We start from the raw sequence: 14,596 nt of genomic DNA, 5'->3' as shown, positions 1-14,596 counted from the left end.
AGCTACGCCTAATGCGATTGAACGCATCGCAAACGACTGGGATCCCCGTTACCAACACGAGACCATCAACCAGCAATCGATCGGTAAATATCACGGTAAGTCTCCGCGATGCGGCTCCACGTACGCTTCGCCGCCACCTCGGCCCGTCCGGCCTCACCCATCTCGGCCCTTCGCTCCGGATCGTCACGCAGCCCGGCGATCGCCTTGGCCAGCGCCTCGGGGTCTCCCGCGGGCACCAGAAGCCCGGCCCCTTCGGAGCCCACGAGCTCGGAGAGGGCGGGCAGGTCGCTCAGCACGACCGGCTTGCCGAGGGCCATCGCCTCGACGGGTTTCAATGGCGTAACGAGTCGGCAGACGCGCAGGTCCTCACGGGGACAGACGAAGATGTCGATCGCCGCCTGCGCCTGCAGGGCCTCGTCGGGGCCGACCCGTCCCGGCAGGATCGCGATGTCGCCCAGTCCCAGCTCCTCGACCTGTTCGAGCAGCGCCGCCCGCTCCACGCCGTCGCCGACGAGCAGCACCCTGACCGGCGCGCCCTCGTCCCGCAGGAGCGCGGCCGCGTTGATCATGGTGGCGAAGCCCTCGTAGGCCACGATGCTCGACACCGAGCCCATCACGATCTCGCCGGGTTCGATGCCGTACGCGGCGCGGAACGCCGCACCGTCGTACTCGGCGCTGAGCAGCGAGTCGTCCACCGCGTTCGGCGCGAGATAGATCTTCTCCCTCGGTACCCCGCGCTCGACGATCTCGGTGGCCATGGTCTCCGCGAGGGTGACCACGGCGTCGGCGGAGCGCATGATGAACGCCTCGCGGTCGCGCTGGAGCACGTGCCGCTGGCTGCCGATGCGCTTGGGGTCGCGGGAGGCCCAGGTCTCCTCCAGGAAGCCCCGCACCTCGTAGACCATCGGCGTGCCGGTGCGCTCGCGCACGGCCAGCGCCACCGATCCGTTGCGGTGGTCGGTCGCGGCGTGCAGCACCTGCGGTCGCAGCGTCCTGACCAGCTCGGTCACCTCTCCGGCGCCGCGGATCATCCGCCCGTGGCTCTCGAACGGCACCTCGCCGCTCGGGATCAGCCGGTGGTAGGGGATGCCGTCGATCTCCTCGTACGGCGTCGCGTCGGCGTGCCCCTGCATCATCGGCCAGCCCCAGCTGGTCACGACGTGCGGGTCGAGCCCGGCGGCCTTCTGCGAGGTGACGATGCGGTGGGTGCGGACGGTGTATCCGGCCTGCGTGTACGGCAGCGCGTTGGTCACGCAGTGCAGCACCCGGCCCTGGAACCGCTCGCCCACGATCACCTTCGCCTTGGGCGGGATCGGGTTCGGCTGGATCGCGGCCAGCTCACCGGCGTAGTAGGCGTGCCGGCGCTTGATGAAGGGATAGCGCGTGTGGGCCTGCAGCACCGCGGCGGCCTCGCTCATCCGGCCGGAGTCGAAGTGCTCCTTCGCCTCACTCCACGGGCCCTTCACCAGGCGCATGCCGAGCTTGCGTACGACGATCTTGGCGCGTCGCGCGACGGGCCAGGCGAACCGGCCCACGACGGGGCGGACACTCGGCGGGAGCGTCTCGGCCGCCGCCTGCGCCACGCGTACCGGGTCGGACTTCACCTTGGTCGCCACGACCCGGGAGACGATGACCGGGTGCTGGACGAAGCCCCTGATCAGCCCGCGCAGTCCCGCTCTGGCCGACTTCGCCGACACCGGGGCCGCCGGAGGCGTGGACGACGCCGGGAGCGACGCGGGGACCTTCTCCTCGTCCTCGTCCGAGGGCCTCGCCGTGACCGCGGGCATGTCGGAGACCGGGACCGCGTCCGGGCCTCCGGCCGCGTCCGGGCTTCCGTGCGGGTCCGCGGCGGGAGCCGGAGTCGTCTCCGCAGCCTGGGTCGCGTCCGCGACCGGGGGCGTCTCCGCGCTCGGCGGGGGCGGCGGCTCCGTGGGCGTGTCCACGGCGGGCTCCTCCACGACCGGAGTCGTCTCCTGGACGGAGGGTGCCTCCGGCTCGGAGGGTGCCTCCGACGCGGCGGGTGTCTCCGGCTCGGAAGATGCCTTCGGCGCCGCAGGTGTCTCGGACGGCTCCGGACTCGGAGGCGTCACCGGCTCCGCGGATGCGGAAGACACGGCGGGCGGAGGGGTCACCGAAGCGGAGGGCTCGACGGCGGGGGTCTCAACGGCCGGAGGCGTCACCGAGGGGGATGGTGTCGCCGGCACCGAGGATGTCGCCGGACCCGGGGGCTTCGCCGGAACCTTCGCTGGAACCGAGGGGGAGTCTGGCCTGTTGGCATCGGATACCACGCCGTGACCGTACCATAGGCAACGTTTGCCCCACTGCCGCATGAAAGGCGAGGTCAATGAGGGACTTTGCCCGTCCGGGCGCTGCTCAGGGCCCCGATAATCCCCTCGTCCTGCACGTGCTCGGCGCGCGTCCCAACTTCGTGAAGGCCGCGCCCGTGGTGCGCGCGCTCACCGAACTCGGGGTGCGACAGGGCATCGTCCACACCGGTCAGCACTACGACGCGCTCATGTCGGACGTGTTCTTCGCCGACCTCGGTCTCCCCGAGCCGATCGCCAACCTCGGCGTCGGTTCCGGCTCGCACGCCCGCCAGACGGCGGCGCTGCTGGTCGGCCTGGAGGACGTGGTGCTCGAGCACCGTCCCACGCTGGTCGTCGTCTACGGCGACGTGAACTCGACGCTGGCCGCGATCCTCGTCTGCGCCAAGCTCCACGTGCCGACCGCGCACGTGGAGGCGGGCCTGCGTTCCTTCGACCGGGAGATGCCCGAGGAGGTGAACCGGGTCGTCACCGACGGCCTGTCCGACATCCTCTTCGCCACCTCGCCGGACGCGCTCTCCCACCTGGCCGCCGAGGGCGTCGACCCGGCCCGGGTGCACCTCGTCGGCAACCCGATGATCGACAGCCTGTTCTCCGCGCTCGACCACCTCAACCCCGTCCCGGTCCGCTCCCGGCTCGGCATTCCCGAGCGGTACGCGGTGGCCACCCTGCACCGTCCCGGCAACGTCGACGACCCGGCCTCCGCCAAGGAACTGGTCGACGCCGTGCTGTCGGTGAGCGAGCGCCTCCCGGTCGTGGTGCCGCTGCACCCGCGCGGCCGGACCCGTCTGGCGGAGGCCGGACTGGTGAACGGGGAGAACCTCCGCATCGTCGACCCGCTGGGCTACGTGGACTTCCTGTCACTGGTGCGGGGCGCGACGCTGGTCGTCACCGACTCCGGCGGCGTGCAGGAGGAGACGACCATGCTGGGCGTCCCCTGCCTCACGGTGCGGCCCAACACCGAGCGGCCGATCACCATCACGCACGGCACCAACCGGCTCGTCACCCCCGCGCAGCTGCCCACCGCGGCCGATCGCGCGCTGGCGGACGGCGCGGCGACGCCGTCGGGCGAGCTGCCCCCGCTCTGGGACGGCAAGGCCGGTCCCCGGATCGCCCGGGTGATCGGGAGCTGGCTGCGCGGCGGCAACCTCTCACCGGCCGGACAATCGGTATCGCCCAAATCCCTTTAAAACTACTTTTTCGGTACGGCTATGGTCGTACGCTGGCACGACCCCTGACAAAGGCGATTCCCCATGAGCGATGAGACCCCAGAAGAGCCGAAGTTCCAGCGTCTCGGGCCGATCAACTGGCTGCCCGAGGAGCGCAAGGTCGTCGAGCGCCTCGAGGAGCGCGTCCAGGACCTGGAGCGGCGGCTCGCCATCGCCGAGGCGCGGGCCGACTACGCGCAGTGGAAGCTGGAGTCGACCAAGGTGCAGCGCCCCTACCGGGTGGCCGAGGCACTGACGGCGGCCAAGGGGCCGGGGGTCACCGCGCTGCCGGGCAGGCTGCGCTCCGCGATGCAGGCCCGCAAGGGCCCCAAGCCGCCCCGCCCGGTGGCCGAGGTGATCGAGGAGCTCAAGCACCAGGGGCCCGTGGTCGACGTGCCGCAGGTCAAGTGGCCCGCCGGTCCGATCGTCCGCCCCGACATGAAGGTCGCGGTCATCCTGGACGACTTCTCCCGGATGGCGTTCAAGTACGAGTGGGACCAGATCGAGTTCGGGCTCCGCGACTGGCCGGAGATCTTCGCCGAGCGCCGGCCGGAGCTGTTGTTCGTGGAGTCGGCCTGGCACGGCAACCAGGGCCGTTGGCGCTACCAGATGACCGGCACGAAGGCCCCCAAGCCCGAGCTGCTCGCCCTGATCGACTGGTGCCGCGCCGAGGGGATCCCCACGGTCTTCTGGAACAAGGAGGACCCGCCGAACTTCGACTTCTTCATCGACACGGCCAAGCTGTTCGACTACGTCTTCACCTGCGACGGCGACATGGTCCCCCGCTACCGCGAGGTGCTGGGCCACGACCGGGTCGACGTCCTGCAGTTCGCCGCGCAGCCCCGGGTGCACAACCCCATCCAGGACAAGCGCGGGCGCGTGAACGACGTGGTCTTCGCGGGGATGTACTTCAGGGACAAGCACCCCGAGCGCCGCGAGCAGATGGAAACCGTCATCGCTCCGATCCGCGAGCTCGGGCTGCACATCTTCGCCCGCAACGGCACCGTTGACGAGAAGTACGCCTGGCCGAAGGAGTACGTCCCGCACATCGTGGGCGAGCTGCCGTACGACCAGATGCTGGCCGCGTACAAGATGTACAAGGTCTTCCTCAACGTGAACTCGGTGCTCGACTCGCCGACCATGTGCGCCCGCCGCGTCTTCGAGCTGTCGGCCTGCTCGACGTCGATCGTCTCCGGCTGGTCCCGGGCCATCGAGGAGACCTTCGGGTCGCTGATCCCGATCGCCCGCGACGAGCTTGAGTCGTACAACCAGGTCCTGCACCTGATCAACAGCCCCGAGCTGCGCGCCCGCCAGGGGCACCTGGCCATGCGCGAGGTCTTCGACAAGCACCTGTTCTCGCACCGCGTGGACCAGATCCTGGGGATCCTCGGCAGGCCGGTGCAGCAGCGGACCCGGTCGATCTCGGTGGTCCTGCCCACCAACCGCGCCTCCCAGATCGAGCACGCGATCTCCTCGGTGGCCCGGCAGATACACCGGCCCGTCCAGCTCGTCATGGTCCTGCACGGCCTCGACATCGACCCCGTCGTCGTCGCCGACAAGGCCCGGATGGCCGGGATCACCGACGTCGTGGTCCTGCCCGCCGACGAGTCGCTGTCGCTGGGCGCCTGCCTCAACATGGGCATCGCCGCCGCCGAGGGCGAGCTGATCGCCAAGATGGACGACGACAACCTGTACGGCGAGCACTACCTGTCCGACCTGGCCCGCGCCTTCGACTACTCCGACGCCGAGCTCGTCGGCAAGGGCGCGCACTACGCCTACTTCGAGGGCAGCAACACCACCATGCTGCGCCTGCCCGGGCTGGAGCACCGGTACGCCTTCCTGGTGCAGGGCGGCACCTTCCTCGGCAAGGCCGACATGTTCCGGCACTACGGCTTCGAGGACATCACGCGCGGCGAGGACACCCACCTGGTCCGTCGCCTCAAGGAGGACCGCGTCAAGATCTACTCCGCCGACCGCTTCAACTTCGTCTACTGGCGCAGCGGCGACAAGTCCATGCACACCTGGCAGGCCGACGACATCAAGCTCACCCGCAACGCCCAGTTCTCCTTCGCCGGGCACCCGGAAGCGCACGTCATGATCTGACTTTGGTGGGGCGGTTCCCGAAGGCCTTTGGTGGGGCGGTTCCCGGAAACGGGGGCTCTTTCCCGGGGCATCGATACGACGGATGTCGTCCGGCCGCTCTGCCCGGTATCCGTCGGGTACATGGCTGATGGGGATCAGCGCGTGATGTGCGTTCGCGCTCCGGTGGGTGGGTGCTCCGGGCGGCCGTCGTCGGTGGCGGCTCCGGTGCGTCAGGCCTCCGGCCTGGCGGGCGCGCTGGTCACGGATTCTTATAAGCCGCCCGGAACACCCACCCACCTCCGCACACGACCCGTCTCGCCGTACGCCGTGCAGACCGTGGTCGCTTTCTTCCGGGCCGCCCATCGGGCCCTTTGACGCTGAAGCGATCCGTACGGGGCCGTTTTCGGGGTTGTTCGCCGTAGCTGAAGCGCCGGTGCGGAAAGGAGCGCAGGGGGCGCTCGCCGGGGCTCGCTCGCCGTACGACACTCATGTGGTTCTGTCGAGGGGTACGTCGCCCGCCGGCAGGTGGAACCAGACGGCGGTGCCCGCTCGCTGATGCTTGCCCTCCAGTTCCCACGGGACGGATGGATTGTTCCGTTCGGGTCGATGTGGCCTGCTTGACGGCAGGCGATCGCGTGCCGCCCCTTCCCTGGTTCACCGACTTCAGAATGTGTCCTGACTCACGATGGCAGGGTGAGCACCGGCAACGCCGACGCCGTGACCTTCTCGGACCTGTCGAGAAACCCCCGAGCCGTCGCCGAACGCGCCGCGCGCCTCGGCAGAGTACGCGTCACCCACCGCGATGCCCCGGACTCCTCCCTGACCGCCGCCGACCGTGAGGATCAGCGCGGGGAGACGCTGGCCACGGCGTCTCGCCTGTTCCTCGCCCTCATCAAGCACGATCCGACCGCCCGCGCGCCGGTCATCGCCATGCCCGAGGTCTTCCCCTGGGTCCGCCACCTCACCTCCGCCGAACCGCGTGCCTTCACCCTCGAACTGGTCGAGGCGCTCTCCGACGCAGCGGAACTGGATGTCGATGTCACCACACAGGAGGTCATCGCAGGCTGTCGGGCGACCGCTCGGATCAAGGCCGATCCCGCCCGCCACGCCCAGGCGCGTAAGGCCACACGCGGCGACTTCGGACCGGTGGAGGTTTCGGCGTGAGCCCGAAGCGCGGTGACCGGGTCACGGTCCCGCCTCCGGATGACGAATGGGATATCCGGTTCGGTACCAGTGACGCGGTCAAGGGATGGGAGGAGTTGTGCCGCCACGCCTTAGGTAACACACGCCGATGTTTCGAGGCACTGCGCGCCGCGCCCGGAGCGGTCTGGCAGCACCTGCGGGACCGGGAGCCTCCGGAGAACGATCAGTCGGCCTTCGGCGAACGGAACAGGGCGAGGGCCGTCCGTGGTGGGAGGTCGTGGATCAGCTCTCCGACAGTGTGGCGGCGCGGTCGCCGAGGATGTCGAGGGTGAGGAGGACGAGGTTGGCGGCGAGGGCGGCGCCGATGATCGTGGCCGTCGTGCCGGGTAGGCCGTCGGCGGCGGAGAACCCCAGCCAGGCTCCGGCGAGTGCCGCGGCCGGTGCGGCGGCCAGGCCCCGGCGCCGGTGCCGAGAGGTCCGGTCGCGTCGGGTCCAGGCGCAGTAGGCGCCGTAGCCGATGGCGACACCGACGGGCGGTACGGTGACGAGCGGGTCGCCGAGGTAGGTCGCCGGCCACAGGATCGACACGGTCAGTATGGCCAGGGACCAGCCGCCGAGACCGAGGATCACCGGGGTCAGGACGCGCAGCCAGATGCCGGTTCTGGGCCCGAAGCCACCGCGGCGGCGTACTCGGCGGGTCATCCCGGCGAGCAGGACGGCGGCGGTCAGCGTGAGGCCGGTCAGGACGCCTGCGAGGATCTTGGCGATGTTCGGCATGCTGAGCGTGCCGACCCGGAAGTCGACCTTGTGGGTGGTGTATCCGGAGGTGTCGACCTGGCCGTGGTCGAAGAAGGCGGTCAGCAGCCGCCGGTTGGCCTCGGGCTGGTAGCGCCAGAAGTCGGTGGTGTGCCCGAGTTCGGCCAGGATCACCTGATGGCCGTTGGGCAGGGCGGGCAGCAGTTCCCTGGTGGCCAGTTCGGCGGGCGTGGTGAAGTCGACGGTGCCGCTGATCAGGAGCGTTTCGACGTCGGTCGGGCGCGTCCGCTGGTATCCGCGGGTGTCGGGGCCGGACGGCCACGCCTTGGTGAGGCCACCGCCGGCCCACAGCAGATCCGCGCCGGCGTTGCCGAGGATCGAGCCCGGGTCGCCCCCTCCGGCGTAGTAGCGGTCGACCGGCGCAGCGTCGATCATGGTGGTCGCGGCGGACTCTCCCCAGACGAAGGACGTCGGGATGGTCAGGTCGGCGAGAAGGGAGATGGCCCAGAGTCCGCTGGGATCGCCGTCGGCGGCGGCCAGCCAGGCGTCGAGCATCGCGGGCGCGTTGAGCGGTGCGGCGAATCGTGTGGAGTTGACCAGTCCGATCAGCGTCGCGGCGCGGACGTTGCCGCTTTTGACGGCCAGGGGTCCCCACCGGTCGGGCAGGTGCGCGGCGGTCGCCCTCATGGAGGCGGCGAGGTCTTCGGTGCGTGCGGCGCATGCGTGGTCCTGGGCGCACAGCCGGGCATATCGGGCGAGTTGGTCGTCCGTGGTGGCGGGGTCCCAGAGGAAGCGACCGGGCGGGTTCACGCCGGCCATCACCGACCGGTGGATGGACCGCGGATGGCGCCAGGCGTAGATCATGGCGGTGCGGGTTCCGACGCTCTGGCTGATCAGGTTGATCCGCCGGTAGCCCAGTGCCCTGCGGACGGTCTCCAAGTCCTCGACGCGCTGGGGTAGCGAGTAGCCGCCGAGGTCGGTGCCGTCCTCGGTCAGGCGTCTGGCACAGTCGGCGTAGGCCTGGGAGGTGCGGCGCGTCGTGTCGGGTCCGGCGAGGTCGGCGGAGTGCCGCATCGCCGTGGTCACCTCAGGACAGTCGAGGACGACGGAACCGTCGATGCCGCGGTAACCGACCAGGACGATGTCGTGCCTCTCGGAGAGGCGGCCGGCTTCCTTGAAGGTCATGTTCGTCTGGCCGGGCCCGCCCCCGAGACGGAAGATCGGCTCGGCCGGGTCGGGGCCGGTGGCCCGGATGCGGTTCACGGGCAGCGTGATCGGCCGGGAGCCGGGAACGTCGTGGTTCTCTGGGACGGTCAGGGTGCCGCAGTCCGCCGGCAGGGCTCCGGTTTCGGTCTCGTACGTGCAGGGGTTCAGAGTCAGTGTGCCGACCTTGGCCGCGGGGGACGCCGCCGGTGTCGTCGTATCCCGTGCGCCCAGGTAGCCGAGAGCAAGGATGGTGAGGGTCATGGCCGCCAGGGCGATGATTCTGGCGGGGGTCAATCCCGAGGTGTCCATGCTGACGTCTCCTGTGTGTCAGGAGCGAGTCTGGTGCGAATGGGCCGGCGGCTCGCTGACGCCTGCCGGTGTATCGGAGGTAAGGGCAGCCCTACCCCGAGCAGGCCGTCACCGGCCCTCCGGCCGTGCGCCCGAGCCGGAGTGGATGACGGAGTTCGTCACGACCTTGCTCCTACCTGCTGCTCGATGACGGTTTCAACGCCGATGGGACGGATGGATTGTTCCGTTCGGGTCGATGTGGCCTGCTTGACGGCAGGCGATCGCGTGCCGCCCCTTCCTGGTTCACCAACTTCAGAATGCGTTCTGACTCACGTGCCGTCTCCGGCGTCGGCCGTGCCCCTCTCGAGTGAGCGGCGGTGTTTTCACGATCCTCGGATTTCCGCTGTAACGACGCGGCGTATCCGGACATCTCCTCTGATGCAGACCCCCGGGGGAAGGACATCCGTGTGGCCCCGCCCGACTCGAAGCAGCGTTTTGAGGAGATGTACATGGCCAACTACCAAGCCGTGATGAGCTACGTACGGCGCCGGACCGGTTCGCCCGACGACGCCGCCGACGCGATCGCCGAGACGTTCGCGACCGCCTGGCGCAAGGTCGGCGAGATCCCTCCGGCGGACGAGACCAGGCTGTGGTTGTACGGCGTGGCGCGGCGGGTGCTGGCGAACCAGCGCCGGGGGGAGAAGCGGCAGGGCGCGCTCGCCGTACGGCTGCGCGCGGAGCTGACCGTGCTGGCCGAGTCGGCGGTGGAGCAGGACCCGGACGCGGTCCGCGCGGCGTTCGGGCGGCTGTCGCCCGACGACCGTGAGGTGTTGTCACTCGCGGGCTGGGAGGGGTTGAGCGCGACGGAGATCGCGGTCGTGCTCGGCTGCTCCCGGCCCTCCGCACGGGTGCGGCTGCACCGGGCGCGCAAACGCCTGGCCAAGGAGCTCGCCTCAGCCGGTCTCGACCTGGCCCGGTACGGCTCGCGCGCCGTGAACCTGCTGGAGGCGAAGTGATGAGGCACCGGATCGACCGCATGGTCGCCGACATCGACCCCGGCCCCGGCCCGGGTCTGACCGCCGGGGCGCTGGAACTGCTCGACGAGCTGACGGCCACCCCCTGCGAGCCCGCCACCGTCACCCGGCGATTCTCCTGGGGACCGCTCCGCCCGCGCACGGCCGCCCTGCTGGTCACCGGGTCCGCCGTCGCCGTCACGATGGTCGGCGGGCTGTTGCCGGGCGGTCTGGGCGTGACCCCCAGCCAGGCCGACGCGCTGGACATCAAGCGGCAGGGAGCCTTCTACGTCATCACCGTCAAGGACCTGTTCGCCGACCCGAAGCTGTACGAGACCCAGCTCCGCGAGCGCGGCCTCGACATCCGGCTGCGGGTCAAACCGGTGCCTCCGGCCGTCGAGGGCGGCATCTTCACCTGGGACATGAGGATGGACGGCCGGAGTATGGAGGAGATCGAGCGCAGCGAGGAATATGTCTCCGCGATCCGGAAGCCGGGAGCCTGCGCCGTCCAGTGGCAGTGCCCGATCGGGCTGAAGGTCCCTGTCGACTTCACCGGGTCGGCGACCGTGACACTCGGGCGCAAGGCCAACCGGGGTGAGCGGTATGCCGCACTGCGCCCGCTCCAGGAGGTCGGCGAGCCCATGCACTGCGTGCCCTTCCTCGGCAGGTCCGTGGATCTCGTGCGCGGGCTGTTGCGGGAACGCGGGGTGACCGTGGGCACGTACTTCGACGGCAAGGACTTCCACTCCTCGGTGCCCGGCACCTGGTACGTGCAGGAGGGCCACATGAGCGAGCCTGGCAAGGCCACCCTGTTCGTCACGCCCACGCCCACGCGGCCCGAGGTGCCCGGCCCGAGCATGGCCGGCGACCCCTGCCCGCGACCTTCCTGACCCCTCGGACGGAGCGGCGCGTTGCCGGCCTTGCGAATCGGGGAACCCCGAGGAGTCTCCATCCGAAGATGTCAGGATTCGCGCCCGCTGGTTGGCGTTCCTGGGCGGTCGGACGGTGGTGGCAGACTTCGTCCGTGAAGTCGGAGAGCATCACGGCGGCGGTGGCGGGTACGTGGAAGCTGGGCGACCTGGTCGTCAACCGGATCGGATTCGGCGCGATGCGGCTGACGGCGAACGCCGACGGCACTCCGAGCGACCGTGACCGGGCGATCGGCGTGCTGCGCCGCGCGGTCGAGCTCGGGGTGAACCACATCGACACCGCCGCGTTCTATTTCTCGTCGCTACGTTCCGCCAACGAGCTGATCAACCGGGCGTTGGCCCCGTACCCGGATGACCTGGTGATCACCACGAAGGTCGGGCCGGGCAAGGACCCTTCGGGGGCGTGGCTGCCCCTGGCCAGGCCGGAGCAGTTGCGCGGCCAGGTCGAGGAGAACCTCCGCCAGCTCGGCCGCGACCACCTCGACGTGGTGAACCTGCGCGGCCACGGGCCCGACTCGATCGCCGAGCGCTTCGGCGCGCTGGCCGAGCTGCGTGACGCCGGGCTCATCCGCCACCTGGGCGTCTCCAACGTCAGGCCCAAGCACCTCGCCGAGGCCCTGGCCATCGCCCCGGTGGTCTGCGTGCAGAACAGGTACGGCCTCGGCGCGAACCCCGAGCGCCGGGATTTCCTGCGCGCCTGCGGTGAGCAGGGCATCGCGTTCGTGCCGTTCTACGCGATCGCCGGGGAGGGGCGCGAGGCGGGCGCGGGCGGCACCGAGAACGACGAGGTCCTCGCCGTCGCGCGCGCCCACGGGGCGACGCCCGCGCAGGTCCGGCTGGCGTGGACGCTGCGGCACGGGCCGCACGTGCTGGCCATCCCGGGCACCGGCAACCCCGACCACCTGGTCGCCAACGTGGCCGCCGGTGCGCTGCGGCTCTCGGAGGACGAGGTCGCCCGCCTCGAACGGGCGACCCCGGTCACCTTCTGACTACGGATGTCCCGGAGACCCAGGGCGTGTTCGTAGTTCGGATCTTCGGGTGGACGGGAAACTTCGAGGCCATGGGATGGCGCCTCACAGGTGAAGCCCGGCGAGGTGGCTTTCCGGGGTCTTGCCGGAGCGAAAGGCCGGCCCACGCCACTCCTCACAGGACCGCGCGGGAGACGTCCCGTATCCCGCGGCGCACCGGCCTTGCGCGGCCCACTGATCGACAGGTGATGTCCGAACCCACTGACGATCAGTGTCCGTTCTCGCCTGCGACGCCCCTCAGGCCGGCCGCGCGATCTCGTCGATGAGGGCGGCCAGCCGGCGTGGCTGTGACAGGAGCGGACAGTGAGCGCTGGTGATCCGGCGAATCTCGGTGGCCTGGGCCGCCATCTGCTCCTGCAGCGCAGGTGGGATGGCCTTGTCGTGCTCGGCGACGATGTAGGTGGACGGGATGTCCCGCCAGGCGGCGGCGTCGGCCTTCTCCGCGAACGACCGGACGGTCTGCTGGACCAGTTCGCTCATCGCCTGTTCGGCCTCGGCGTCGGTCAGGTCGCCGTAGAGCGAGGTACGCGGGTCGTCGATGAGCGGGAACAGGCCGCTCATGTCGTCAGGATCGGGAGCGCCGTGGAGGGTGTACATCGACTGTCCCTTGTCCGGCATGTACGCGGCAAGGTAGATCAGCCGCACGACGTTGCCCGCTCCGGCGGCGGCCTCGGTGACCGGGATGCCCCCGTAGGAGTGACCGAGCAGCACGACCGGCCCCTCGATCGACGTCAGTTCCTCGGCCAGCACGGCGGCGTCCTCATGCATGCCCGCGGTGGGATGTTCGCCGGAACTGCGCAACGCCGGCGAACGCGTGTCATAGCCGAGGGCGTGCAACTCGGGCTCGAGCTTCGCCCAGCAGGCCGGCCGGTGCCAGGCGCCATGGACGAGCATCACGGTAGTCATGAACGGTGCTCCAAGGTTCTCGTTTGCGGAGTTCGGTCGACCCGCCCGCCAGGAAGGTCCGATGGCCGTCGGCGAACTCGATGCGGGCGCACTACGCCTTTGAACGGGTGCCAATGCATGGCATGCCCGCAACTCTAAGCTTTGAGAATTGGACTTGGAATGATCCAGAGTGCAACATAGTTGCGTGAGCATCCAGCGAGTCGATCCCCTCCACGATGTCCTCACCCTTGTCGGCACGACCAGCCGCCTGTCCGTCGGGCTGGTGGCCGGCGGCGAGTGGGCGCTGTCGTTCGAGCCGCCGTCGGCGGTCAAGTTCAACGCGGTGCGCCGCGGCCACGGCCTGCTCACCGTCGACGGCGTGCCGGAGCCGATCGATCTGGCCGAGGGCGACTGCTTCCTGCTCACCCGGCCACGCGCCTTCACCCTGGCCAGTGGGCCGGGGGTGCGGCCGGTTCCGGCCCACCCGGTCTTCGCGGCGGCCACCGACGGTGTGGCCCGGGTGGGAACCGGCGAGGACGTGGTCTTCATCGGCGGCCGATTCGACTTCGGCGAGCGGGCACAGGAACTGTTGCTCGATGTGCTGCCGCCGGTGATCCACGTGCCCGGCCGCACCGCCGAGGCAGCGACCGTGCGCTGGGCGCTCGAGCAGATCGACGCCGAGCTGCGCGATCGGCCGCTCGCCTCGACACTGGTCACCGAGCATCTCGCCATGATCATGCTGATCCATCTGCTGCGCCTGCACCTGGCCGTCGCCGGGCCGGGCGCCGTGTCCGGCTGGCTGGCCGGGCTCACCGACCCGATCGTGGCCTCGGCACTGGGGGCCATGCACGCCCGTCCGGCCCACGCCTGGACGGTGGCCCAGCTGGCCGGGGTCGCGGCGGTTTCCCGGTCGACGCTGGCCGCCCGGTTCAAGCAGGCCGTCGGGCAGGGCCCGCTGGACTACCTGACCGGTTGGCGGATCGAACTGGCCGCCCAGCGCCTGCGCCGCGGCGACGAGACGGTGGCGGCGATCGCCCGTGAGGTCGGCTACGGTTCGGAGAGCGCGCTGAGCAACGCGTTCAAGCGGGTCACCGGCGCGTCCCCGCGCGAGTACCGCCGCCGGATCAGCCCGGCCGGCGGTCAGATCGTGCACGGGGTCGGGTCCGGTCTCGGCGATCGGCCGCCGGCCTCCGCAGCCGTCATCGGGGTGCGGGGGAAAGGCTCCCGTTCGGTTGCCCGGGCGCCCACGAGGTGAGGACGCGGAGCGCGTCGTGCGACGGTGAACCCGGCTCGGCGGTGAGAACCATGAGGCGCTGTCCCGAGCCGTCGGGACTGCTCCACGTGTCGCAATCGAGGGTGAGACCGCCGACCAGCCGATGCCGGTAGCGCTTGGTGCCGTAGACGGCGTTGTTGACGCGATGCTCCGCCCACCAGGTACGGAAGTCGGCGTCCCGCACGGACAGCTCGCCGACGAGCCGGGCGAGCTCGGGGTCGCCGGGATCGGCTGCGGACTCCATGCGCAGGGCGGCGACGGCGTCGCGGGCGTCGTGCTCCCACTCCAGGTGCATGTCCCGGATGATCGGGTCGGTGAACAACAGACGCAGGTAGTTGCGCCGGTCCGCGGTGAGTTGCGAGAAGTCGGTGTACAGGGCGGCGGCGCCGGCGTTCCACTCCAGGATGTCCAGCCGTTTGCCCAGAACGACGGCGGGGGTCGCGGTGAGCTGGTCGAGCAGG

Annotated in this window: 11 protein-coding genes; 7 read left to right on the top strand and 4 right to left on the bottom strand. The window is 70.3% G+C overall.

Annotation, left to right across the window (positions count from 1 at the left end; translation table 11 throughout):
- Positions 1-65: 65 nt before the first annotated feature.
- The gene (locus ACTOQ3_RS13740; RefSeq protein WP_440083770.1) at positions 66-1,943 is read right to left on the bottom strand and encodes a glycosyltransferase family 4 protein; all 1,878 of its coding nucleotides are present in this window, start codon (positions 1,941-1,943) and stop codon (positions 66-68) included.
- 401 nt (positions 1,944-2,344) lie between these two features.
- On the opposite strand from ACTOQ3_RS13740, the gene wecB reads away from it, so the two are divergent.
- The 3 genes from wecB (at position 2,345) to ACTOQ3_RS13725 (ending at position 6,778) form a co-directional block, all read left to right on the top strand.
- Positions 2,345-3,514, top strand: coding sequence for a non-hydrolyzing UDP-N-acetylglucosamine 2-epimerase (wecB, locus tag ACTOQ3_RS13735; RefSeq protein WP_440083769.1), 1,170 nt, complete (start codon positions 2,345-2,347; stop codon positions 3,512-3,514).
- A 63-nt stretch (positions 3,515-3,577) separates the two neighbouring features.
- Positions 3,578-5,635, top strand: a complete 2,058-nt coding sequence (locus tag ACTOQ3_RS13730) for a glycosyltransferase family protein (RefSeq protein WP_440083768.1) — start codon at positions 3,578-3,580, stop codon at positions 5,633-5,635.
- A gap of 672 nt (positions 5,636-6,307) precedes the next feature.
- Positions 6,308-6,778, top strand: coding sequence for a hypothetical protein (locus tag ACTOQ3_RS13725; protein WP_440083767.1), 471 nt, complete (start codon positions 6,308-6,310; stop codon positions 6,776-6,778).
- A gap of 261 nt (positions 6,779-7,039) precedes the next feature.
- Here ACTOQ3_RS13725 and ACTOQ3_RS13720 read toward each other — a convergent pair whose 3' ends face one another.
- Entirely contained in the window at positions 7,040-9,028 is a 1,989-nt protein-coding gene (locus ACTOQ3_RS13720; RefSeq protein WP_440083766.1) for an alpha/beta hydrolase, read from the bottom strand.
- A 482-nt stretch (positions 9,029-9,510) separates the two neighbouring features.
- On the opposite strand from ACTOQ3_RS13720, the gene ACTOQ3_RS13715 reads away from it, so the two are divergent.
- From ACTOQ3_RS13715 to ACTOQ3_RS13705, 3 genes are all read left to right on the top strand, one after another.
- Positions 9,511-10,023 (top strand): RNA polymerase sigma factor, encoded by a 513-nt coding sequence (locus ACTOQ3_RS13715; RefSeq protein ID WP_440083983.1) that lies wholly within the window; start codon positions 9,511-9,513, stop codon positions 10,021-10,023.
- Entirely contained in the window at positions 10,023-10,910 is an 888-nt protein-coding gene (locus ACTOQ3_RS13710; protein WP_440083765.1) for a hypothetical protein, read from the top strand. The genes ACTOQ3_RS13715 and ACTOQ3_RS13710 overlap by 1 nt, the downstream gene beginning before the upstream one ends.
- 134 nt (positions 10,911-11,044) lie before the next feature.
- Positions 11,045-11,938 (top strand): aldo/keto reductase, encoded by an 894-nt coding sequence (locus tag ACTOQ3_RS13705; protein ID WP_440083764.1) that lies wholly within the window; start codon positions 11,045-11,047, stop codon positions 11,936-11,938.
- Between the two features lie 276 nt (positions 11,939-12,214).
- Here ACTOQ3_RS13705 and ACTOQ3_RS13700 read toward each other — a convergent pair whose 3' ends face one another.
- Positions 12,215-12,883 carry an alpha/beta hydrolase gene (locus ACTOQ3_RS13700; protein ID WP_440083763.1) on the bottom strand — a complete coding sequence of 223 codons (669 nt, stop codon included), beginning with the start codon at positions 12,881-12,883 and terminating at the stop codon, positions 12,215-12,217.
- A gap of 184 nt (positions 12,884-13,067) precedes the next feature.
- Between ACTOQ3_RS13700 and ACTOQ3_RS13695 the strand changes: the two genes are divergently transcribed.
- Positions 13,068-14,117, top strand: coding sequence for an AraC family transcriptional regulator (locus ACTOQ3_RS13695; protein ID WP_440083762.1), 1,050 nt, complete (start codon positions 13,068-13,070; stop codon positions 14,115-14,117).
- Here ACTOQ3_RS13695 and ACTOQ3_RS13690 read toward each other — a convergent pair.
- Positions 14,062-14,595, bottom strand: a complete 534-nt coding sequence (locus ACTOQ3_RS13690; RefSeq protein WP_440083982.1) for an MmyB family transcriptional regulator — start codon at positions 14,593-14,595, stop codon at positions 14,062-14,064. The genes ACTOQ3_RS13695 and ACTOQ3_RS13690 overlap by 56 nt on opposite strands.
- Position 14,596: the final 1 nt, after the last annotated feature.

Source organism: Streptosporangium sp. LJ11 (assembly GCF_051918945.1).
Taxonomy (GTDB): Bacteria; Actinomycetota; Actinomycetes; order Streptosporangiales; family Streptosporangiaceae; genus Streptosporangium.
This window is presented reverse-complemented; position numbering and strand designations above follow the sequence as displayed.